General features: G+C 44.2%; 14 protein-coding genes and 1 pseudogene. 12 read left to right on the top strand and 3 right to left on the bottom strand.

The genetic code is table 11. The features are described from left to right. Positions 1–76 precede the first annotated feature (76 nt). The gene (locus tag MSG38_RS14190; RefSeq protein ID WP_248402041.1) at positions 77–301 is read left to right on the top strand and encodes a hypothetical protein; all 225 of its coding nucleotides are present in this window, start codon (positions 77–79) and stop codon (positions 299–301) included. A gap of 527 nt (positions 302–828) precedes the next feature. Here MSG38_RS14190 and MSG38_RS14185 read toward each other — a convergent pair. Beyond that, on the bottom strand, positions 829–1,077 hold the full coding sequence (locus tag MSG38_RS14185; RefSeq protein WP_017062732.1) for a hypothetical protein: 249 nt from the start codon (positions 1,075–1,077) through the stop codon (positions 829–831). Positions 1,078–1,329: 252 nt separating this feature from the next. Here MSG38_RS14185 and MSG38_RS14180 point away from each other — a divergent pair, with 252 nt between their 5' ends. Together MSG38_RS14180 and MSG38_RS14175 are read left to right on the top strand one after the other, a co-directional pair. Beyond that, positions 1,330–2,934: a mechanosensitive ion channel family protein gene (locus MSG38_RS14180; RefSeq protein WP_122081171.1), complete on the top strand. Its 1,605-nt coding sequence runs from the start codon at positions 1,330–1,332 to the stop codon at positions 2,932–2,934. A gap of 234 nt (positions 2,935–3,168) precedes the next feature. Next, positions 3,169–4,002, top strand: coding sequence for a regulatory protein RecX (locus tag MSG38_RS14175; RefSeq protein ID WP_248402040.1), 834 nt, complete (start codon positions 3,169–3,171; stop codon positions 4,000–4,002). Positions 4,003–4,089: 87 nt separating this feature from the next. Here MSG38_RS14175 and MSG38_RS14170 read toward each other — a convergent pair whose 3' ends face one another. After that, positions 4,090–4,884, bottom strand: a complete 795-nt coding sequence (locus tag MSG38_RS14170) for a LuxR C-terminal-related transcriptional regulator (RefSeq protein ID WP_050712398.1) — start codon at positions 4,882–4,884, stop codon at positions 4,090–4,092. Positions 4,885–5,233: 349 nt separating this feature from the next. Here MSG38_RS14170 and MSG38_RS14165 point away from each other — a divergent pair. The 3 genes and pseudogenes from MSG38_RS14165 to MSG38_RS14155 form a co-directional block, all read left to right on the top strand. Beyond that, positions 5,234–5,329 (top strand): annotated as a pseudogene (locus tag MSG38_RS14165) (DUF3187 family protein); the annotation flags it as partial. Between the two features lie 158 nt (positions 5,330–5,487). Next, a complete protein-coding gene (locus MSG38_RS14160; protein ID WP_248402039.1) occupies positions 5,488–6,522 on the top strand; it encodes a porin in 1,035 nt (344 codons plus the stop codon). 165 nt (positions 6,523–6,687) lie between these two features. After that, complete coding sequence (locus MSG38_RS14155; RefSeq protein ID WP_248402038.1) at positions 6,688–6,999, top strand: hypothetical protein; 312 nt, start codon at positions 6,688–6,690, stop codon at positions 6,997–6,999. 92 nt (positions 7,000–7,091) lie between these two features. Here MSG38_RS14155 and MSG38_RS14150 read toward each other — a convergent pair whose 3' ends face one another. Beyond that, the gene (locus MSG38_RS14150; protein ID WP_248402037.1) at positions 7,092–8,939 is read right to left on the bottom strand and encodes a M3 family metallopeptidase; all 1,848 of its coding nucleotides are present in this window, start codon (positions 8,937–8,939) and stop codon (positions 7,092–7,094) included. A 254-nt stretch (positions 8,940–9,193) separates the two neighbouring features. On the opposite strand from MSG38_RS14150, the gene MSG38_RS14145 reads away from it, so the two are divergent. From MSG38_RS14145 to MSG38_RS14120, 6 genes are read left to right on the top strand one after another with little or no spacing between them, the layout of a single operon-like run. Then, entirely contained in the window at positions 9,194–18,373 is a 9,180-nt protein-coding gene (locus tag MSG38_RS14145) for a type I secretion C-terminal target domain-containing protein (RefSeq protein ID WP_248402036.1), read from the top strand. Between the two features lie 33 nt (positions 18,374–18,406). Then, positions 18,407–20,566 carry a type I secretion system permease/ATPase gene (locus tag MSG38_RS14140; RefSeq protein ID WP_248402035.1) on the top strand — a complete coding sequence of 720 codons (2,160 nt, stop codon included), beginning with the start codon at positions 18,407–18,409 and terminating at the stop codon, positions 20,564–20,566. After that, complete coding sequence (locus MSG38_RS14135) at positions 20,559–21,884, top strand: HlyD family type I secretion periplasmic adaptor subunit (RefSeq protein WP_248402034.1); 1,326 nt, start codon at positions 20,559–20,561, stop codon at positions 21,882–21,884. Before MSG38_RS14140 ends, MSG38_RS14135 begins: the two co-directional genes overlap by 8 nt. A 33-nt stretch (positions 21,885–21,917) precedes the next feature. Then, complete coding sequence (locus MSG38_RS14130) at positions 21,918–23,231, top strand: TolC family outer membrane protein (protein WP_248402033.1); 1,314 nt, start codon at positions 21,918–21,920, stop codon at positions 23,229–23,231. Next, positions 23,231–23,869 carry an OmpA family protein gene (locus MSG38_RS14125; protein WP_248402032.1) on the top strand — a complete coding sequence of 213 codons (639 nt, stop codon included), beginning with the start codon at positions 23,231–23,233 and terminating at the stop codon, positions 23,867–23,869. The genes MSG38_RS14130 and MSG38_RS14125 overlap by 1 nt, the downstream gene beginning before the upstream one ends. After that, positions 23,869–24,813 (top strand): substrate-binding domain-containing protein, encoded by a 945-nt coding sequence (locus MSG38_RS14120; RefSeq protein WP_248365696.1) that lies wholly within the window; start codon positions 23,869–23,871, stop codon positions 24,811–24,813. The genes MSG38_RS14125 and MSG38_RS14120 overlap by 1 nt, the downstream gene beginning before the upstream one ends. Positions 24,814–24,916: the final 103 nt, after the last annotated feature.

Genomic DNA, 24,916 nt, shown 5'->3' with positions numbered 1-24,916 from the left:
TAGCCCGGTTATTTACTCTCTAAATATACAGTGCTTTAGATGCAATCTGTGTTTTGTCGGTCGAGTAGAGCGATGATTGTCTCTAGATGATCTCGATATGTGGGGAGGTAAGTTAAATGCAACAGCAATAATAAGTACGAATGGGATCAGCCAGCCGGTTTTTGGGGCGGCAAAGGTCAGCATTTTCGAACTCAGGCTGCATGAACTTGAATTGGGGGACATTAGCATTTTTGACGCTTCTAAGCCGAAAACACTGGCGTATAGAGTGGCCATTTTTTCTGAAGAAGCGATGTCGGTTTGAGGATTACTGGTTTCAGTATGAGTTTGCGCGCCAACAAGGACTGATTGACCATTAGCGGATGCAGATAACGATACTTTCTTTACGGCCAGAGTACTCGCCAGACAAGTTACGATAACCAGTCCGGTAAGGAAGAGCGCCCAAAGCGAGTGCTTTTGTCGGCGGTTCTGTGTGGATAAGAAAAGTAGTGATGTGTTCAGCAAATTAGTCAGTAATCAAATCTGTTATTAGTTAAAGCCAGCTCATTGAATTGTGGCTAGCTTAGATAAGTTCTCTTCGCGCCACAAGTCATAAAATGGTTAAAGTGAAACTATGTATAAACGCGGAAAACGGCAGGTACACGATAAACGACGCATAAACACCAATTCACGCAATACGACCTTGAGTTCTAGCTAAAGTTCACAACAACTGAAAGTTATCGCTAATTTATTCTTTATCGAGTGGTCTATCCAAGATGAGGCGATACAAAAAAGCCCAACAGATCGTCGTTGAACGTGTTGGGCTTTAATCATTGGTGCTATTGGAAAGGTTTAATGAGTGCGGCGAGGGCCGTTACGCACTAAGTCTTTACCGTTATCAAACACTTCTTTGGTGATCCAGCGAGCAAGCAGAACTTTGTGGCTGCTGTTGAATACAGCAACGAAGTGACGACCATCTGAATTATTGGTTGCCATGCCTACACCTTCAACGCCTTCAAGGCCTAAACCGCCAGCTTCCACTGAAATTAGGAATTGCTCTAGTTCTTCTAGAGACTCAATAATATCAAGTTCGTTGTTCATTTTTATGCTCTCTTGCTGTGAGCCAACATCGTATTTAGGGTGCTTTAGGGCATGCACCAGAGTGAAGATATTGGCCGTTGTTCTTTGTTGGATGCGTACTCTACAGGTCATAAGAGGGGATTGGAACTCTCAAATATTAGAAGCTGGCTGCTAATTTGCGAATTTTTAACATAACATACGTTTAAATGCTTGTTATCCATATTCTTTTTACTACTATTTATAGAGTCAATTTAGACAGTAATAGGAATTAATATGATGAAGGTTTGGCGTTGTCTATTGTTAATGTTGGCGTTTGTCGCATTTGGAAGTTATGCGCAGAGCGTTGAGAAAATCGCAGAAGTACAAGATCAGTTAATGCTCGATCTGGCAACATTAGAAACGGCGCATGATGCTGAGAAACCCTTTCTTGAAGATATCTTAAGGCGTAAGAATCAGGGTCTACGCGAAGAGATTTTTTCACAGCTATCGTCAGATAAAAAAGAGGGGCTGGATGTCACTCTTGCTCAGCAGGTTGAACTGCTACAAAAATTGCTGTCATTGAATGAAACTAAAATCGTTTCAATGAGTAAAGAAAACCGTTCCGCTGAGGGTGATGCTAAAAAACGCCTTGAATTGCGTATTCAAAAACGGATCGGAATGATGGATGTCTATTATCAGCAGCTTGCTAAGACCTTAAATTGGTCGAAAGAGCGTGGTGTTGATGTTTCTGTTCCTGAAGGTGAACTTAAAACGGCGTTAATTGCTCGTTCTAAATACCTGACAAATGCCATTCTTTACACAGACACACAGCGACAAGATCTAGAAGCGCGTTTGTCTTTTGTGAATGAAGAAGAGAAAGCGACCATTAAAAAGGAGCTTGAGCGTTTCAGCGAGCGCACTAGCGTTATGGTTGCTAGCTTAGAAGAAACCATCACGCTAATGGAACCGTTTGGCGTCGATGTGACTTCATACAAACGCGTTTTGCTAGCGACGACAGGCGACATTAACGCCGATGTGTTGGATGTTGATGTTGCACTGGAACTGTTGGATGGTTGGCTTCGTTCGTTCAGTTCATGGGCTTTCGAAAATACCCCTTCTTTTGTCGTTAAACTCGCTCTGTTTCTCGGTATTTTGTACGTAACTCGCCTTATTGCTAATGTGGCTCGTAAGACCGTTCGTAAGAGTGTCTCGCACTCTAAAATGGACTTCAGCGTATTGATGCAGGAGTTTTTCGTATCCATCGCATCTAAAGCGGTCGTGTTTATTGGTTTGCTTATCGCACTGTCTCAAATAGGGATAGAGCTAGCACCACTTCTTACAGGTTTCGGTGTTGCCGGTGTCATCATCGGTTTCGCATTGCAAGACACGCTATCTAATTTTGCATCGGGTTTGATGATCTTGATCTACCGTCCTTATGACGTAGGTGACATGGTTAAAGTGGCAGGCGTGCAAGGCACGGTAAAAGACATGAGCTTAGTGTCGACGACCGTTCAAACCATCGATAACCAACGCTTGGTGATCCCAAACAACAAGATTTGGGGTGACGTGATCAACAACATCACGGCAGAGCGTGTAAGGCGTGTTGATATGGTTTTCGGTATTGGTTACTCAGATGATATCGATAAAGCGAAAGCGGTATTGAATGACATCATTCTTGCGCACCCTCTAGTGTTGAAAAAACCAGAGCATATGATCAAGCTTCATACCTTGAATACCTCTTCAGTTGATTTCGTAGTACGACCTTGGGTTAAGACTGATGACTATTGGGATGTGTACTGGGATGTAACGGAAACCGTGAAGAAACGCTTCGATGAAGAAGGCATCACGATCCCATTCCCTCAACGAGATGTACATATTTACAATCACGAAGAGAACTAAGCGAAAGAGCTAGTATGAAAAGCAATTTCGAATAGAGCTATTACGAAAAAAGCTAATACGAAAAAGCTAAGCATGGCTTAGAGCCATCATTTTTAATGTGATATCAAATGGACGCTGAACAAGCGTCCATTTTTATTGGCTACCGCTTATGTTGAGCTCCATTCTTTTATGTCACTCAACCGCCTTAGAATTAAGTTATGATGGGGCAGGCTTAATTTGGACAGTTGAAAGCGAATGGATGATTCCCAGCAAAAAACGAATAGTAGAAATACAACGGTAAGAAAAGCGACGCGAATTGAAAGCGTTATGAACTCTGCGATGTGGCATTTAACTCAGAGAGACATGACGGAAAGCGAGTTGACTGCGAAGCTCAAAGTGAAAACTGACAATCAAGAATGGATCGATGAAACGTTGAATACTTTGAAAGGCTTTGGATATCTCAAGTCTGACCAAGTGTTTGCAGAACAATTCGTGGAACAAGCTTTCTCTGGTGAATTTGGTTCTCGATACATTGTCGAAAAACTGAAGAAGAAGGGCCTGACCGATTCAGTGATTTCTGATGCAATCCATAAAGTGTCCTTCGAAAAGTCTATTGATGAACAAACCATCTTGATAGACCGAATCAACCACTACTACTCAAGCTTTACCATGAGCCGTGAAAAGCTGGTTGCGACACTGCAAAAGCGTGGTTTTAGCTATCAACAAGTTAAGGTAGCGATTGACCAGCACCCACAAGCGCATCAACTGAAAAGTAATATTCAACTTAAGGCCGAGAAAGCCGACTTGGAAAAAGAGGTACTCAAGTATGCTCGTAAAGGCAAGGGACTGACGGCCATTCAGCAAGAACTTAGACAACGACAAATCGACACCAGTGAGCTGTCATCGCTCATCGACCGATTGATTAATGAAGAGCAGCTAGATTTCTATTCTTCTTGTTTAGAACAGTTGCAGAAGAAGTCTTATGACCTAAACGACCATAAAGAACGCTCCAAGGCTTACGCGATGCTAAGTCGAAAGGGGTTCTCTTCTGACGAGATCAAATTTGCTCTGAGTGAAGGCAATGAGTAGCGTGCGTGATTGAGCTTAAGAAAAGTTGAGCTCAAGAAACATCTAACCTTAAGATATAAACAGCAGAAGGGCATCGAACAACTTGCTCTAACGTGTCGTGTGTATGTTCTCTGCAATCCCCAAACCATTGCGTAAGGCGAACTGAATCAGGTCATTGTGGCTGTTTAAATTCAGCAAACCTAACATGCGGTATTTGTGCGACTCAATGGTTCGTGAGCTTAAGTGAAGCTTATCAGCACACTCTTTTGCACTAAATCCTTGAGCAATCAGCGCCAGAACTTTGGTTTGTTTTTTGGTGAGCAACAATAGCTTCTCACTGTCATCTTCTAACAAGTTCTCGTTTTGCTTTAGTGTTCTGGCTAATGTTGAATGTTGCCAATAACAGAGCCAAAGTTCACAGACTAACTTTAAGCGCTGGATGTCTTCGAGGTCGAAGGTAGTATCGTTGTCGTGAAAGTTAGTAAAAGACAACGCACCCCAGCGTTGGTTAAAGAGCTGTAAAGGGATGATGCAGTGCCATCTTCCCCCTTCTTTATAGAGCTTCTTTAACACATAGTTTTTACTTGAAACGAGTTCGTTGCTGGTAAAAGCGAGGTAAGTTTCATTGGTTTTTAAAAGCTTGAGGTAATCAAGGTAGTTACCGCCGACCAAACTTTTTATATCAACAGGAGGTATGTGTGCTTTGGAAACTGAACACGTTTTTCCTTCTTCAAGTAAGACCATTGAATTAGGGTAGAGTGTCAAACGATCAATCCCAAACCAATCGAGTACATCAAAGCTTGCTTCTGACCAAGTTGTTTGAAAGTTTTTTGGATCGCTATTAATGAGAGATGTCGATTGTTTCATTAACAGTTGTTCAAAACTTAGCTTTAAAGCAGACACATTTTTCCTTTATAGATACATTCATTTCATCAATGCACAGAAGATATTCGTTCGAGTCGCTCAGTGCAAGATAAGATTCTTATATATATCATAGGTTCTAATCTAAAGTTTTTTATAACTCTTGGTTCTATCTGGAGGGGTGATAAGCAGTACATCTACTGCATTAATTGAACGGTGTTTTTTAATAAAATCGGGCATTTCTATAACCGAGTAAACACTGTGATAAGTTTAAGGACGTTACTGTCTATTTCAGTCTCGATGCTGAGCTTTTTCATCCGACAGCACAGCAAATGATTCTCCAATGTTTGTGTATGCTCAGTCACCCTTTCATTCAAATGTACTTTCAACACAACTCGAAGTCGAAGCGCTGATGATTGAGAACATTCGTAATATGGATAACAGCACGGATATAGGCTTTACACTCGAATTACGTTTTTCAATATAAAAGGCACATTAATATATTCTTATTTCATGAAATTCACCAAAGCTATAAAATTTTCAGTAAATTTACGGTATATCAATAACGTGTTTTTTTGAACAATAGCGCCACTCCAAAAGGCTGGATTAACAAGGCCGAATCAATATATATAGGTAGTGGTTATCATGAAAAAAACATTAGTAGCACTTGCGATTGCGAGCATTTCAAGTTCAGCTTTCGCTGTAAGCACAAGCAGCCAAAACAGCCAAAACGAAGACATGTTTGCATTCGATTCAATGCACAAAGATCAATTCTCAGTCTCAGGCTCTTTCGGTGTTGGTGGTTACTACGATACTGGCTCCAAAGCGTTCTACGATGACTGGGCAACAGGCCTTACTCTTGCAGTTAACTACCGTAACAACCGTATTGTTGGTTACTTCGAAACTGACTTAATGGTGAATTACACGACAGACAACAACGTATCTGCGAATGACGCAGCAACAGCTGGTTGGACAAACGGTATCGATACTGGTCCAGCAACCGATGTAGATAAAGCATGGCTTGGTTTCGATACTGGTTTCGGTATCGCTTCATTCGGTTGGGAAAACGACACAGCACTAGACAAAGTGGATGGCGCTGGCGATAACACTTACGAGTTTGGCGCTTCTGCTGGTGATGCTTCTGACGGCTTCAATGTTGTTAAATTCCAAGGTGCGACAAGCGGTATCGCTTACGGTATTTCTTACTTTGAAACAGGTGATGATCATAATGATGCGGATAAAGGCATTAATGGTTACATCGGTTTAGAGCAAGAGGTATTCAACGTATACGCAGGTTATGAAGCTCGTGATGACGATGCTGATTACGAAGTTTACACAGTAACAGGTAACGTGAAGGTTGGTGCTCTTAAACTGGGTATGAACTCTTGGATTGAAGAGAGTGATTCTGCTAAGAACACAGGCTACTACGTTTCAGGTGGTTACACGGTTTCTGAAGACCTAACAATCGCAGCAGGTTACGCGTCTAGCAACAATGAACTTGATGGCCACGCAGATGTAGATGCTTCTTACATCAACATCGCGGCAATGTACCGTATCGCTGACAACGCTGACATGGGTATCGATATCAAGCAAGACATCGACGGTGCACGTATTAGTTCAACTAGCGCACAATACGACGAAGAAACACACGTATTCGCAGCAGCTTACTACTACTTCTAAGAACTTAGCCTCATAAGAGCTTCTAAGACATTTGATGGTAATGGTGTAATAGCTTGCCCGGTCGTTACACCATGTTCTCTTCTTTTTGCAGTGTAAGCATCCACAGATTGATATGTGGTTTGTCACTCAAGTGCTACGAGTGAAATTATTATCTGGAGAAATGTAATGATTAAAAGCATTACAGCCAAGGGTGTTATTTATGGAAATGATACCCTGTTTACGTGTAAACCAAATCGTAATGGATTATTTGAATTGGCGCGTAAACATGGAAGAGTCGCAGGTACCCGCCCACAAGATCTCAAGAATAAGGTTTATGCTGAATCCCTTGATGAAGCTTGGAATCTACTCAAAACAGAGAAGTTTTATATTGTTTTGACGGGGCAAGTATTTGGCATTCATCGAAAATCATTGCGAAGTGCTGATTCTGTTGATGTTGAGTTTGATACTGAAACTCGCTCGGCATGTGTCACGGAATAAATCCAAAGCTGAAGACTAAAAGGACGATAAATTATCGTCCTTTTTTCGTTTGAGTTTTGGGTTCAACCTTGGTTACAGGTGCTCAGAACCCGTTATCGACCGTATTGCCCAACAATGAATTTCTCAAACTCATCACACATCTGATGATTTGATTTGTCATTATTCGCCAACTCGGTTGCCCCATCAACGATCGATATCTTCGCATTCAAATCCGCGACTGGTGCACGTTCTCTTGTCGACAGTTGTTTGATTTTTTGCTCCTCAATCGCCCAAGCTTCCTCTGGCGATAAATTACACTCGTCAGCTAGGTATTTGGCATTAAAACCTTCCCCAGTCAGGCTTTCGATTGTCCCATTGTGATTTACGCTGTTTCCTTGATGCCAATAGTGCTTAGCTAACAAAGGGCCGATCTCTGGGTTATCCGTTAAGTAGCCAAACTTATCAGTGAAATACGCACGAGTTTGATACACCGCCATATGAGCCAGCAGGTAACCTTGATACGCGCAAGAGGCTTCATCCGACAATAGATGCGGGATCGCCATTAATGGGCGAGGGCTACAAGCTAATCCAAGAATCGTTTTCTCACTTCTACGAGCAAGAGCAGTGATCTTTTCCGGTGTCAGATCTTCATCCGCCAATTCGTAAAGTGCTCGCTCGAAATACGGAACCACTAAAATGCTGCGTTCTTGATAAGCTCTGAAGGGTTGTTTGTTATCGATGATTGCTTTGATTAACTCGTCAGGTACTGCTTGGCCATCTGCATTAAGCGCGTATTGTATGAGCCAATCGGCGTCATTCAACAAGCTGTCACAGAACATGGATTGCGTTTCGGCATAAGCCATTGAGGTTGGTGCAAACTCTTGAGAGAAACACGGTGCGTTCATTTTTACGTTAGCAAAGTGTGCTGCATGACCACCCTCGTGAAATAGTGTATTGATGCCATCATAACCGCTGCCAACTTGATCGGGCTTTGCGTTGCTCGTGAAGTTAACTTGAGCCGCTACCCAAGTGTCTTGGTCGTAGAAAGAAGGGATAGGACCATGGCAGAAGCCATTAGGGTACTTACCTTTGCGATCAAGCAGATCCAATTTTAATGTCGCTTGAGAGTATTCGATGTTGAGGCGACCAAAAGATTCAATCCAGCGTCGAAGTGACTTTGAGAATGGAACATAAGGATCAAGATCATTCATAACGTCACCTGCAAAAGAGTAGGTAAAGTTATGGGCTTGAAGTGCATTCTCGCCTTTCTGCTCTGCCAAATAGGCTAGACTTTGCTGATGGCTATCACGCGTGCGTGCTTCGAAGTCATCCAGAATCGTAAACAGTTGCTCTGTCGTCATCTGTTCGGTTTTAACCACCGAGTAATCAAAGAAGGTTTTAAACCCCAGTGATTGAGCAAATTGGTTACGTTTTTTGATTAGCTCAATAAAGCCGTTAGCCAGCAGCCATTGCTCTAAATCTAATAGTGCTTGGTGTGCAGAAAGCCTAACTTGTTCATTACCATTACTTCTAACGGCTGAGCCTAAAACGGGCAGTGACCCTTCTGTTTCATCGCCTGTTTCATTTACGTAAGTCATCACATGATTCTGTTTTTTCTCAAACAGTTCAGCCTCAAATTTTATGAGGTGGGCTTTAAGCTTCTGTGACTGCTCAGACTCAATAGCGTGAGATCTAAAGGTCGCTAACCAACCATTCAAGCCTGTTAGCGTACTCTCTTTTTCTCGGGGATCTTGAATTTCATCGATAGCAGCAAGTTGCGTTTCGATAGCAGCAATCTGTTCGGCAGAGCTAAGAAATTCTGTCCACTGAGTCTGCGCGAGTGTCGAACCATCGTGGTCGTCACTGATACCCATATATGTATCCCAAAAGAAGTCTTCTTTCGCTTTATGAGTCGCAAGATACTTTTGATTCAATTGGTTGAGATAGTTCGTTGCAGTCATGATATTCCTTGAAATTTAACCAGTAATTTCAACATTATGACACATTCATTGAATGTATTTTGTGACGATAGATATAACTGAATGCAAGTCACAGCCTATCGGTTTACTTTACAGCGTATTAGTGATAATTAATTAACTGTTAATGATTTGTTGTTTGCTAGTATTAATTAGAAATAGTTCGCTGATTTATCCAGCCTTTTATTGAGTAAATTGATGTACTCAAGGTCAGCGCTTTTGTAAGGAAGAGGTTTAGGATGGATCCTATTTTATATATCGAAGTTGGTGGTGTTGTTTGGCAAGTATTCCCTGATGGTACTTGGCTTCAATTACCTGCTACGCAGCCAAAAGTTGAAGGCGTGCAAGTCGTCAGCATTGAACCTCAGAATTTACAAGAGGCTCAGCCCTTAACTGAACCACAAATAGCCGCAGTTGAACAACAGTTGGAAAAGGTGGTCACCGAACTCGTCAACAACATTGAAAGCGCACCTCAACAGCTTAACTCAGTAAATGACCAACCTAGTTCCAGTGCCTCTTTTATTGCTTATGTTCGTTCCACCTTAGATGAAACGCTTGCACAGGCGGGTTTTGATACTCGTCCTACAGAATATGCCGACGAAGATACAACCTCGAATGAGGGTAACCTTGATATTCTGTTACCTAGTGCACAATTAACCGTTGATATTTTGGATGGTGGAGACGGTTACGAAAACCAGTTTGAAGTACCAGGTGTCACGATTACGGGCACGGCTGTGGATGTTCGAGACGGGCGTGCCGTTGTTCTGACCATCACTGATGTTAACGGAAACACAGTAACCACCACAGCCATCACAAGCGATGAAACGTATGTCGTCAATGGCGTCGACCTCTCTTCATTGGAGGAGGGGGATCTTCAAGTCGACGCGGTTATTGCTGATGATTTTGGCAATAGCATTGCAGCTAACGATTCCACAATCAAAGACACATTAGCCAACATTGAGGTTGACTTCGATGGCTTTGGTGATGAGTTTTACAATCAATTTGAAATATCGAATGGGGTGCTAGTTGGTACGATAGCCAATGTAGAAGATGGGCAAACCATCAACATTTCAATTACCGATAGCCAAGGAACGATACAAGAATACACAACGGAAGTCTCCGGCGGAACTTGGACTCTGACTCTTCAAGACTACTCAAGCTTTGCAGAAGGTGAGCTGACCGTTGTTGCCAATACTATCGATATTGCTGGAAACCCTACAACAGCGACCGACACGATCGTGAAAGATACGCTAGCGAACATCACCGCTGCGGTTGATGATGGTGGTGACGGTGTCCTCAATAGCTTCGAAATTCAGTCGGCTAAATTCTTTGGTACGGTACAGAACGTAGAAGATGGCCAAACGGTCAATATTCGTATTTCTGACAGCACAACGAATGTCATTGTTCTGACGGCAACCGTGATTGATGGTGCTTGGTCAGTTGAAGGCGTTAATCTAACCAGCTTTTCCGATGGTGGCATTCAAATTGAGGCTGACACTGTTGACGTTGCCGGTAACCCTGCTTCAGCAATTAATAGCGCAGGGCAAATTGTTATTGATACTGTTTCGCCTGTTATAGACATTGATACGCTAGACGGTTTTAGCATTTTGGCATTTCGTGGCGGCCAACTGACAACCATGCAAGGCACAACCAATGTTGCCGAAGGTCTTCCTGTTTATATTGAAGTTAATGATGGCTCTCAGACTCTTGTGTTTGAGGGTGTTGTTGATGCATCAGGTAATTGGGTTGTTGAAAATATTGATGTCTCGTCCCTAAACTTGGCGTCAGAATGGACGGTTGATGCCAAAGTTTTCAATACGGTAGGCAATCAAGCTATCGATGATATGCCAAGCATTATCCTGCCCGAGTCGGTTGTGTTCTCAGAAACTGTTGTCGGGATTTTTGGAAATCAAACTCAGACCTCTGATATTCGCATCGATTATGCGGACTTCTCTTTTAGCGATGATCAAAGCATCGCAGAGTCACTAACTTCTCAAACCCTATCGATAACCGTTGCTGTATCGGCTGATAAACAAAGCCTCATCGGCACACGAAGCGATGGGCAAAAAGTATTCGATGCGTCAATTTCCGGCAGCAACGTAAATATCAATTTTTATAAGGCGATTGATCAGGAAGCTGGGTTAGATTCAATTCTGACGGCTCTGCTCATCGAAGGTTTGCAAACCGATGCTGATGGTACAACGGAGTTAGTGATAGGACATTTACCTATTGTCATCAAAGATTCTGAACCTCTGGTTTTTGATGAGTCTTATCAAATGATCGAGGGTGATATTGCGTCAGGGAACGTGTTGAATAACGACATCGATTTGGATACTCAACTTACGATAAAAAGTGTTGAAGTTGATGGTACGACCAAGACGATTGTTGGTGGCTCTCCGGTTTCATTTGCTACTAGCGAAGGCACCTTGACCGTATTTGCGAATGGCCACTGGACGTTCGTCGCCAACAGGAATTTGGACCACACCGTTGATCAGAACATCACCTTCAACTATGTTGCTGGCGACATCAGTAATGATTTCGGAAACGGCACTGCGGTCATTGATATTTTTGATGGTGATGCAGGGCTAGTTGTTGATGGGACAACGACCAGCTCTGAAGGTGATGTGTCTGATGGAATTCAAACTGTAGTCGGTCAGTTTACCGTTTCCGCTGGATCAGATAATCCAGATCCCGCTTCTATTGTATTTAATGCAAATACTCTGGTGCAGTTAGACGCCTTGGGCTTGACGACCGGAGATGAGAACTTCCCTCTAACCTACACGTTAGCGAATGATGGAAAAACGATCACCGCACAAGCAAATGGTGAAACGATATTCACGCTAACGTTGAGTGCAGTCGCTAGTGGTATCGATGTTCTAGCAGATGTCACATTAGTGTTAGAACAACCTATAAACCACCTGTTCAGCAACGACTCCATCACCCTGCCACTTATTATTGATGGAACGGATTTAGATGGTACTTCTTTAGATCAAGGGCAATTCGACTGGATCATCCAGGATGGAGTCGACCCAATATTAACTTCAACTAGCAGTGCTGCTGTGGACGAATCAGATTTTATTCACGGCAGTGTTTCAGATACTGGCATTTTCAATCTCAACGTCGGAAGTGACTTTGTTGAGTCTGTATTTTTTGATGTTGGAGATCAGCCGCAGTTATTTAGTGGGGGCGAACAGATTATCTATGTGGTCTCTGCAGGCGGAAATGAACTTACTGGTTATGTTGGCTCTGAAAGTGCTGAAAATAAAGCGTTCACCTTGAGCTTTTCCTCTCTGTCAGGTGAGGCCGATACTGATGTCACTTACACCTTTGAACTATTCAAGGGCCTCGACCAAACGAATGGAACCGACCAAATTCCTTTTGTCATTACAGCAAAAGATGATGACAACGATGAAACTCAATTAACCTTGAACGTCTCGATTAAGGATGGTGGGGAACCTACGATTGGCTCTGGCATGGTCGAGTTGAGTGAAAACCCTGTTTCTGATACAACCCCGTCTGGTGTTGGAACAACAGCGAGTGCAAGCTTAGCCGTGAGTGCGGGCAACGATCCACTCGTGTTCTTGGGGTTAGATGTGACAACTGGCCAAGCCGTTCTCGATAGTGATGGTGAGGCGGTGACGCGTAATGGAGAAGCATTGTCTTGGCGAGATAATGGGGATGGAACGTTTGATGCGGTGTTGTCGAATGGTGATGCTGTTTTCCAAGTGAGACTACCTGAAGATTTTAGTTTAGAAGCCAATGGTTCTACGAATGTCACGGTTGAGATTGATTTGTACCAGTCAATAGACCACGGAACCGGTGTGAAGGACACAGAGCTGTCGATTCCAGCCTCAATCGTCACCATCGATTCAGACGGTTCACGAGATACACAAGAATCTGATATTAAGATTTACGATGGTGCAAACCCTAAAATTACTGTTATCGGAAGCATTTCTGTTGATGAAGACGGTCTGCTTGGAGACAGCGAACAGGTTGGTGTTGAAGATTCTAGCCCTTCGTTAGGAATCATCGAAGGTTCCGATGATGTTGTCTCTGTGACGGTCGACACCGCTGCGTTTGATGCACTTTCATATTCGAGTGCAGGGAAAGACATTTCACTGCAAGCTGTCGATTCTGATGGTTGGTATTACGGTCAAGATTCTGATGGAAACAATATATTTAGGATTCGTTTTAATACTGACGGGACAACAGAGTTCGACCTTTATGCACCTCTCGATCACGCAAACGCTGATGGAGAGAATAATCTAGCCCTCAATTTTGAACTGGTGGTCAACGATGCCGACGGCGATAGCTCTGATCCGGCAATTTATTCTGTCAACGTTACAGATGCTGTCCCAGTTGCGCGTTCAGGGGCAATTGAAATGGTTGAGGGTGATGACCTTAATGGACAATTTCTAACAGAAAAGTTCGCAGGTGCCGATGGCGCAACCATTGTAAGTTTTGACTATCGCGGCACTACCTATACCTTTGATAACGCAGGCACTCCTATCACGATTAATCTAATTAATGATTATGATGGTGGGTCTACTTACGGTCAGTTTACGCTTTCACCAGATGGTAGCTACCAACTAACCACGAATCCTAATGTAACGACTGATCCAGATGATCCTAAGATCGTCGATGACATCGATTATCTGGTGCGAGATGCGGACGGTGATGAAGTTACCAGTACTGCTGAGCTTATTCTTGATGATAACGAAGGCTTTATTCGTTATGAAGATTCTGAAACCACAGAAGACAATGACGCGATTATCGTTGTAAGTGTGGCAACCGGCGATGTCGACCAAAGCGAAACCGTTACTGCTATCGAGTTCTCACAAGCTTCGCTAAACGGTGGTAGCTTGTACCTTGATGGGGTGCTGCTTCAAGTTGTAGACGGCAAGGTCACCTTGTCTGGAAGTCAATTGGTAGCGATTGATAGTCAGTTCACTGGGCCTAATGGACAGTTGACTTATCGTCCCGCGCTTCATGAATCCAATACCACCTCAACGGTTATCCTAGCGATCAACGCAATCATTAGCACTGATACGGATCCTAAAGAACTGACTGCTGATGTTGCAGTGTCTGTTTTGCCGGTGGCTGATGCACCGGATTGGTCGGCTTCCGTGTTCTCCTATCATTCAGTAGAAGATGACTCAGACCCAGTCAGTTTGGACATAACGGCTCAGCTGGTGGATCAAGATACGTCAGAAACATTGAGCTACCAGATTAGTGGGATTCCTGACGGCTTGAATTTGACGTTAAATGGCAACGCAGTCAAAGAAGGGAAATCTTACACACAGGCTCAGATTGATAAAATGGAAATCAGAGCTGACGACAACCTAGCGGGTCGCTTTGAGTTTGAGATTACTGCGGTTGCAACAGAGTCTGGCAATTCATTCGCTGACCCTAATGATAAAACGGCAAGTATTGTACATACCGTTACTGTCGATATTTCACCTGATGCTGATACTCCTCATGTGTCTGTTAAAGACTACAAGGGACTAGAGGATGAAGCTATTTACCTCAAAGACGTTATTGAAGGCGCTTTGGCGGACACCGATGGTTCTGAATCGTTAAGTTATATTATCCAAGTTCAAGATGGTTGGTCTGTTGAAGGCGATGGTACCGCTAAGATAGGCAATAACTCTTATTCAGTCACTGCTGAAGCAATCGCTAATGGTGTTGCTTATATTCAACCTAAAGAAGACATCAGTTCCTTTACTGAAGATCTGTCAATAAACGTTACAGCGATAGCGACCGAGTCGACGATCGATTCACTTATTCCTATCAATGGGCAAGCGTCAAGCGATACCAAAACCATCAACATCTTTTTGAAAGGTGTTGTGGATGAACCTATCGCGGTAGACGGTGGTAATGGTCATTGGCAATACGACAGTGACAGTAAAGTCATCAGCAACCAATCGGTATTAAATGAGGAAGGTTTGATTCGACTTGATTTTGTCGTCCAAACAACCGATGACGATGTTTCAGAAGAGATCAACATACTGCTTACCAACATTCCTGAAGGCACTTTGCTGGTGGATGCGATGGGTGAGCCTGTCTCTCTGACGATTGCGTATGTTGATGATGTGACAGGACCTGTATTCCAAGTCTCTAACGCTCAACTGAATGACCTGTATCTCAAGCCAGTTCTTGATTTTAGTGGTGAATTAGAACTCACCGTTATTGCTATCTCAACTGAGCCCGATGGTGATTCGGGCGAGTTTCCCATGACACTTAAAGTAGAGCTAGCGCCGGTCGTTGATCAAGAAGACGGTCAAGTGGTCAGTACTCAAGGCATCGAAGACAGTCAAATCGGCCTGAACCTTGAGCCTTCAGTGAATCAGGATATTGATGGCAGCGAATCCTTGACGGGATATGTCATTGATAGCCTACCTGCAGATCTCACTCTTTATTTTGATGGGAGTGTTATTCAGGTCCCAGCTTCAGGCTTAGATTTGGATACTCTACTGGACTCAACAACGCCAACGCTTTCGGATCTTCTAAGCAGCGGCAGGCTTTCTGTTACAGCGACAGAAGATCTAAGCGGAACATTCTCAATTCCAATCACCTATGAAGTCACGGATACCTCTCCAACTGGTGCCGAGGATATTAAAGATATTACCGGATCCATTAGCGTGACTGTCGATGCTCGTGTCGAGCTCGATACTCGATTAGAAGGCTCTACAGAGCTGTTACAGAGTACAGATGGCTCGCCTGTTGATATCTCTAACGCCGTGACGTTCGTCGACGCGGATATCGATGGGTCAGAGTACCTAGATTATATTTTGATCGAGATTCCCGACGGCTATTCGTTGATTGTTGAGCACCCTAATGGTGCTGCGCAAGATAGCTCTGGGAATTGGATCATATCGGCGGATGGGCTAACGAGTGACTCTTTCCAAGAGCTCGCAGCGTACATTTTAGATAATGCGACGATTTCCAGCCCAAGTGATACTCCGGTACTAGATATTGTGGTTCGTGCTCGTGTGATTGATGGTGAAGATGCGAGATATATTGATGCGACTTTCCCGCTGCAAATTACTGGTCATGACGGCGGTGGCGGTTCTTGTGACCCTGTTGGCCCACCGAGCCCGATTCAACCCGATGGCGAAATTAAAACACCTGAAGGGGAAGATATTGATCTCACTGGCTTGTTAAACACCGATGTTGGCAGTGATCCAGACAATGAAATCTCTTTCTATATTCCTGCCGATTCACTTCCTGAAGGCGTTGAGATCTCCGGTGATGGTGTGATTGCTGAATACGATGCTTCTGGTGAGATCGTCGGTTATTCAATCACTGCAGATGGACTCTCGAAACTAACGTTAACGGGCTTGGATGAAGATTTTGCAGGGTGTATTGATTTCACCATAGAGACAATTGAAACCTCACCATGTAGCGGTGATACGGTGACGACGGCCCAAACTATTAGTATCCAAGTTCTGCCTGTGGTCGATGACATTACGGTTGAAACCGACTCCACAACCATTCAAGAAGACATCGCGACAGACCTTAACCTTGAACTGGTTCTTGGTGATAGCGTTGAAGATGGACAATTAATCACTGGTGAAGGCAATAGCGCTACCGGTAAAGAAACCGTTAACTCTCTAACGGTGAGCATTTCGAATGGAGCGACCTTGTCTGAAACTCCAACTGACACCGGGTTGTTAGTTGATAATGGCGATGGGACTTGGACGGTCACAGACCCTAGCCGTTTGAGTGATGTGTTAGTTACGCCACCTGAGCATTACAGTGGTGAAATCACCCTCACTGTGACAGCAAATATTACCGATGAAGCGGATTGCGTGACAGAAACGGATACGCAAGATAAAACGACGGTCGTGACTATTACTGTTGAGCCAGTCGCTGATGCGGCGAACTTGATAACAGAGGATATTATCGGAGATGAAGATAATTACATTTCGTTGTCATCACTTAGCGCAGAGCTGATTGACCAAGATGGTTCTGAAAACATGTCGCTTTCGTTAAAGGGAGTTCCTGAAGGCGCAGTTGTCGCGATTAAAGTAGGAGACACTTATGAGTTGGTTCCAAACAATGGCCCTGATGGTGGATCATTTAATGGAAGTGCAACCTATGAATGGCAACTAGACCCAAGTCAGCTTTCTGATTTGGTTATTTTACCGCCAAGAGATTTTAGTGGTGATATCGGGTTAACCCTGGAAGCGATTACTCAAGAAATTGGTACTACTGATATTCGCTACACTCAGTCTGAATTTACCGTTGGTGTTAACCCAATAGGCGATAAAGTTGAGTTCTTTGACTTACCTGAACAGCTCACGGGAAGTGAGGACGACGTTATTGTTATTCCTCTTGATGCCAATAGTTTTGAAACCAACAGCGACGAGTTTTTGTCAATCACAGTGACAGTGAATGCGACCTCTGACGCAACAGGACTCGTCGGTTTAGACCGAATTAGAATTGGCTCGGAAACCAGTGCGTTTGTAACGTTGGGGAATGGAACAGCACAAGCGACCGTTTTAGTGGCGGCAAGCTCTGTTAATGAGCTCGAATTCTTTGCTGGCGATGCATTTGGCAACCTTGATATTACGATCACAGGGCAAACCGTTGATCAAAATACGGTACTTGGAAATCTAGTGACTGATACTGGTGACCCAAGTTCACAAGACATGACACTCATCATCACACCTGAACCCGACGCTCCTCTGTTGAATATTGAATACTCATCGATTGTGGCGGAAGCCAGCGGCACGATTCCGCTAGGGCTCGAGTTATCTTTGATTAATCCAGCAGCCTCTGAAGAAGGGTTTATCACTATTTACGATATTCCTTCAGGATTGACGTTATCTCACGGGTCTTATGTTGATGGGCAGTACGTCGTAAATCTAGAGGATGTTGCCGACTTGGCTATTACAGGTGGCTACAGTGGTGCAACAACCTTTGATTTGACTATTGAACCTGCGGCAGAGCTAGGCAATGACCAAGCTGTGGGCTTATCACAGATTGTCTCGGTCGAATTAGTGGATGAAGGTGATTCAACCATCACCGCAACAGACGATAACGATCTGCTGATTGGTGGAACTGGCTCGGATAGTTTTGTGTTCGCATCTTCAGGCTTAGGGAGTGTAGAAGCCCCAAGCTACGATGTGATTCAAGATTTTGATGCGTCTCAAGACACTGATGCAATTGACCTCTCGGGTATTTTGGGAAGCCTAGGGCTTAATACAGGGCTAGGGGCAACACAATATCTAGATTTAGAAGAATCTGGTGAAGGCGTGACCATTTCTATTAAACCTAATGGAGACGATGACGTTCAACAAAATATCTTGTTAACCGAAGTCACGTATGATGACTTGACTCACGGCGATAGTAGCATCGTATCAGAGGCTCAAATTTTACAAAAAATGATAGATGACAATAATTTAACGCTGTAAGTTAGATGTACAGTCTATAAAAGGAAGTTTAGATTGGTAGAACAAAAAGACAGCTGGCTAGGTTGTGTTGAGTGGTTGTGTGAGCATTTTAATGTTCGCAGTCACCCTTCCAAAATAGTGTCTGGCCTACCTTTAGATGAAGGCAGGCTTAATGAATCCCTTTTTCCAAGAGCGATTGAGAAATCGGGGTTAACGCTGAGCCACGTTAAAAAAGAATTACTGAATCAATGTCAGTTCCCTGTTGTTGCTGTTGAGTCTGCGACAGGGTCTCCTCTTGTCGTAACCCAAAGATCCGTTGGCGATTTTCAAGTATTGAATTGTGAATCCAACTTAAGCCAACAAATTCTCCTTAAAGATTTAGTCATTAAAGTGGACTCATTTGTTTGGCAAGTGGGTGCTCAAGCGCTTGATGATGCGCGTATTCAGTCCCATGAACGTAGCGAGAATAAGTCCAACACCCGTTGGTTATGGCGTGTGGTCAAAGAAGTGAAGCCTTGGTATCGCGATCTGTTTATCGCTTCGTTCTTGATCAACGTGCTAGCGTTGGTGGTTCCCCTGTTTACCATGAATGTATATGACCGTGTGGTGCCAAACCAAGCGTTTAACACGCTTTGGGTATTAGCAGCAGGCGTTGGTATTGTTGTTATTTTTGATTGGGTATTGAGAAGCTCACGAAGCTCTGTGACCGACATGGCTGGGCGCTATATTGATAACAAGTTGTCTTCTCAACTGTTCTCGAAAGTCCTTGGTATGAAGCTCGAAAATCGACCTCAATCGGTAGGCGCATTTGCAAGACAGCTTCAAGACTTCGATAGCGTGAAAGATTTCTTCACTTCTATCTCGTTAGTCACTTTAGTCGACCTGCCATTCACTTTGTTATTCCTACTGCTTATCGGCTGGCTTGGTGGCGCAATGATGTTTATTCCTGTCGCGATCATGTTGGTCTTGATCGTGCTGAGCATTGCGATGAAAGGCAAAGTCGAGAAAACATTTGATGAAACCGCACGTTTGTCGACACAAAGACAAGCCCAGCTGTTTGATTGCTTAACAACCCTTCCGGATATCAAGCAAAACAATGCTGAGGGTATTACCCAGAAGCGTTGGGAACAGACGATTTCGTCACTATCTCAATGGCAGACTCAATCTCGTCATTACTCCAATATCGTGACGCACTCTATTCAGTCCAGTCAGCAGATCGTTACCATCACTCTGATCATTTTTGGTGTGTATCAGATCTCTGAAGGCTTGCTGAGTATGGGTGGTTTGATAGCCGTTGTGATGTTGAGTGGGCGCGCTGCAAGTTCGGTGAACCAGCTTTCTCTTCTATTGCTGAGGTTCCAACAAACACGTTCGGCTGTAGAAGGGCTGAATCAGATTATGGAGCTACCTCAGGAAGAGTCCAAACACCAGGTTATCGATAAAGGAGACTTTGATGGTGGGGTTAGGTTAGATGAAGTGACGTTTACTTATCCTGACACTCAAAGCCCTGCACTAAAGGAGATTTCCCTTGAGATCAAACCGGGTGAGCGAGTTGGTCTTGTGGGCGCGGCAGGCGCGGGTAAAACAACCTTATTATCGATTGTTGCGCGCCAGTATTTGCCAACAACAGGGCAAGCTTTCTATCAAGAGATTGATGGGCAATTATGGCCAACCAGTGTTCTGCGTAGTGGCATGGGTTGGGTAGGGCAAACCACCAATCTTATTTTTGGCAGTGTTTACGACAACGTTACGCTTGGTGCGACCAACGTTGATGAAGAAAAGCTAAGACAAGCGCTTCAACAGTCAGGTTTGAATGGTTACATGGGGCGCTTAAGCAATGGCCTTGAAACACCTGTCGGTGAGGGTGGTCGGTTACTTTCTGGTGGTCAGCGCCAAGCCGTTGCCATCGCGAGAGCTCTGTATCGCTGTCCAAAGTTATTGATCATGGATGAGCCAACCAGCGCGCTAGATAATCAGGCTGAGATTCAGTTCTTCAATGCGCTGCAAAGTATGCCGAGAGAAACCTCAATGCTGATCAGCTCCCATAAATCTTCATTCTTGATGATGTGTGATCGAGTGATTGTATTGGATAAAGGTCAAATCGTGGCAGAAGGTGAGCCTAAAGAAATTCTCTCTTTACAGAAGAAAAGTGTACCTAAAGGAACCAGTCGCTTTAAGACGGTATCTGTGGTGAAGGGAGGTCGTCATGAGTAATGATATTCAATGGACCAACAACCACTTAGCATTCCGCTCTCGTAAGCTGATTTGGTTGAGTGCTCTACTCATTGTCTCAATTATCGGCTGGGCAACGTGGGCAACATTAGAAGAAGTCGTGATCGGTGAAGGCAAAGTCGTTCCAAGTCTTTCGGTGCAAACCATTCAGAGCTTAGAAGGTGGACTGGTTCAAGAGATCATGGTGCGACAAGGCCAATCTGTAGTGAAGGGGCAACCTCTAGCTAAGCTAGAAGACACACGTTTTAAGGCGGCGTTTTTAGAGTCGGCTCAACAAGCGGATACGTTACTGGCTCAGCAATTAAGATTAAAGGCTGAGCTGTCGACGGTCGTTTTAAATAACGACGCAAAAGAGTGGTATGAACGAGTGGTCTTGGTGCCTCAAGACATTGCGGTTGATGTATCAAGCCATCCTGCGTTAATGAATGCCAAGGCGAACTACCGAGAGCGTTTAGGACAATTGAAGTCTGAACTGGAAGAGGCGGCACTTCGTATCGAGCAACAAGACCAAGCTCGTGTCGATACGCTTAATAATATCCAGACTCTCGAAAGCAGCCTCGAAATTGTGATTCGTGAGCGCAACATGCTGAAAGACGTGGTAGCGAGCGGTGCTGTTGCGGAAGTTGAGCTACTTAAACTCAACCGTGATGTAGTCAAACTCAAAGGTGATATTGCTAGCTCAAAAGTAGCAGCGCAGAAGCAGATAGCTGCCTACTCAGAGTCGATAGCGGATCATCGAAGCATTGCCTTAGATTTTCGTACCAAAGTGCAAGGCCAGTTGAATGAAGTGGCGAGCAAGATAGCGCAGTTGAACGAAAGCCAGCAGGCGATTGCCGACCAACTCAAGCGTACTGAAATTGTCGCGCCCGTTGATGGCACAGTCAAAGAGATTTTTGTGCGTACCATTGGTGGTGTAGTTCGTCCTGGCGAGCCGATCATTGAGATCATTCCATCAAACAGTGACCTGATTGTTGAAGCGAGAATCTCTCCGCAAGATATTGCGTTTGTTCATAACGGGTTAGGTGCAACAGTGAAATTCACGGCCTACGATTTCGTCATTTATGGCGGACTTAAAGGCGAGGTGATTTACGTGAGTGCCGACGCCTTACAAACGGAAGACGGAAACGCCTATTATCGCGCCCATATTCAGTTAAACGAAGACCAGCAACAAAACTCTGCCTTTAGCATTATCCCAGGGATGCAAGTCGCGGTTGATATATTAATCGGAGAGAAAACAGTATTGAGTTATTGGTTAAAACCTATTTTACGAGCTAAGGAAAACTCACTTCGCGAACGATGAAGTGCGTTAAGCATAAATATAAAAGGAAGTGTAATGCATTCAAAATTCTTACTCTCTTCTTGCTTGCTAATGAGTGGGCTGTCTCAAGCAGCTTCATTAGAAGAGTCCGTGGCCTTTGCCATCGACTATAGCCCAGAGATATTGGCGCAATACTCCCGATACCAATCGGTGGTCAGAGACGGAGACGCGGCGAGTGGTTTGTATATGCCGCAAGTGAATTTGTACGCGGCAGCAGGTTATGAAGAGACTCGCTACAACAGTGGCAGCAAACTCGACAGCGATGATCGAGGCCTAACGAGAACGGAAATCGGCGTTAAAGTATCCCAGTTACTATTTGATGGTTTTAAAACCACATCGAATGTCGATCGACTGACGTTCGAAGCGGAAGCTGAGCGTCTAACTCTGATTTCGCGAGCTGAAAACGTATCGTTAGATGTGGTGAGAAATTACCTCGATATCCTCAAAGCACAGACGCTACTTGAACTGTCTAAGCGTAACGTAAAAGAGCACCAAGAGATCTACCAAGATATCCAAGATAAAAAGAGCAAAGGCTTGAGTAGTAACTCGGATCTGGCTCAGATCTCCGCCCGTGTCGCGACCGCGCAGTCTTCACTTATCGCCGCTCAGAACAACCTGTTTGATTTGCAAACTCAGTATCTACGCTTGGTTGGCAAACCTGCGGTGAACTTGGTATATCCACGTTTTGATTACGCCTTGTTACCAAGCTCTTCTCAAGTCGCCCTAGAACAGGCTGTCGAGAACCACCCTGAAATCAAAGCCTCTTTGCTTGATATCGACGCGGCTCGTAAAGAGATGCGCCGCGAGAAAGGGGATTACTACCCAGAGCTAAAACTCGAACTTCATGCGAACAAGAATGACAACGTATCTAACCCTCCAGGCGGTGTCGATGAAGACGCTCGACTGATGTTGACGATGGATTATGACCTGTTTAATGGCTTCTCTACCGACTCTAGGGTTGAGTCGTCAGCTTGGCGAGTGGAAGAGGCAAGGGCGATCCGGTTACGAACAGAACGTGAGGTTAGAGAAGGCACACAACTGGCTTGGAACGCATACAAGATGCTTGAGCAGCAGAAATCGTTACTTCAACAGAACGTTGATGCAGCGAAAATTGCAGAGCTTGGCTATATCCAACAATTCAATGTTGGCAGACGAAGCCTTCTTGATGTACTTGATGCAAAAGTAGAAGTGTTTTTGGCTCGAAGAAATTTCATCAGCACTGAATATGATCAAACGTTAGCGGCTTATCGAGTATTAAATGCGATGGGCATGTTGACGTATGCGTTGAGGATTGAACATCCAGAAGAGTGGCAAGGGGAGAATAAGTAATGAGATATTTTAAACTAGCGCTACTTAGCTCTATCTTGCTAATGGGATGTGCAGAAACGCCTGATACGACAATGACACGCCACCAAATTGATGACTTAGCCGATCATGACCGAGATGGTGTGATCAACCAGCGAGATCTATGTGCCGATACGCCAGAAGGTGTAACGGTAGACATTAAAGGGTGTGCCAATTGGAAAATTGTCGAAGATGTTGAAGTATTAAGTGTGGCATTTGATTTTGATAAGTATGACCTTAAACCTGATCATACCGCTGTATTAAATGAGTTGGTGCGTTTACTAGGAGAGCAGCCTGATGCTTCGGTTACCTTAGTTGGTGACACTAGTGCTGAAGGTACAAACGTGTATAACAAGGCATTGGCGAAGAAAAGAACGGGCGTGATTCGAGACGCATTGATTGATAGAGGCATCAATGGTGAGCGAATCTTCGAACAAGAGTTTACTCAGATAACCAGCTTAACTCAGCACCTTCACAAGCGTAAGCGCAGAACGATTGCGGTGATTAAGACAGAAAGCATGGAAGTGAATCCATCTTGGAACATCTTCACTTCAGAAATGCAGCTCGATAGTAATAGCGATGTTGAGTCTAAAACGTCGATTGATCCAGTAGGAGGCCAGTAATGAAATGTCTAGCTAATAAATCGGGCTTGCTGCTTGCTGCTGTACCTGCGTTGTTCTCTGTATCGACATTTGCGAATGACGCCACTGACATGGGTTTGGTCGCGATTGAGCCGAATATGCAGGGGCTTGTTGAAGATCTGCTTAAGAGCCAAGAGATCGACTTAGAAATCTTGTTGAGTGACAGCGTCCCAGAGCAGATGATTATGCAGCGCTCGCGTGTTGGTATCACTTCCAAAAAGTGGACTGACAAAGAGATGGCAAGGTTTGATATGCGTTACGGTTATAGGCCAACAGAGTTGATGTTCACCGCCGATGTCATAGCGATTCTAGCCAATGAAAATAACCCAGCAACATCAATCACCGTCGCTGAATTAATTGATGTGTTTGGTTGTTCTAACGATCCTAAACATCCCAAATGGTCACCAAGCAGTGATATTCGTAACGGTGAAAGCCTAGATACTCATATGTTGCCCTTTGCCATTGATCACAACCTGAAAGGACATACTACTTTTTCAAGTTGGGTCGAATGTGGAACGGAAGGAGAATATGCCCATACTCAGTTCTTGGCGGATCTGCCGGACCTGATTAACAAGATTGAAGACGAGGATGCAGCCATTGGGTACACCGTCTACTCAGACCAAATCTCAGACGTGAAATGGTTGAGTGTGGTTGATAACCTAGGTGTGAACTACGACCTAAACAAAGAAACGATCCTCTCTGGTCGTTACCCGTTAGCAACGGTTTATTACATGTACTTGAATATTCCAGCGCATCGCAAAGGCTTTACGGAACAAGAGGAGTTCTTTGTTGGGCTTACCTTGTCACAAGATCATCAAGGCGTTTTGAACCAATACGGTTTCATCAGCTTGCCGCCAGAAGCTATTCAACGTAACAAAGTGAGATTGTCGCTTGAAGAGCCTGCTATTGAAGGTGGCTACAAGTAATGGGTATGTCATGTTGTAACTATTGTGGGAGAGTGATATTCTCTCTTTCGTAATGGTTCTCAACGTGACGGATTACGTTATTCGGTGATGAAATTATCTAGCG

It is taken from the genome of Vibrio sp. 1CM24A (assembly GCF_023161725.1).
Lineage (GTDB): Bacteria > Pseudomonadota > Gammaproteobacteria > Enterobacterales > Vibrionaceae > Vibrio > Vibrio coralliirubri.
This window is presented reverse-complemented; position numbering and strand designations above follow the sequence as displayed.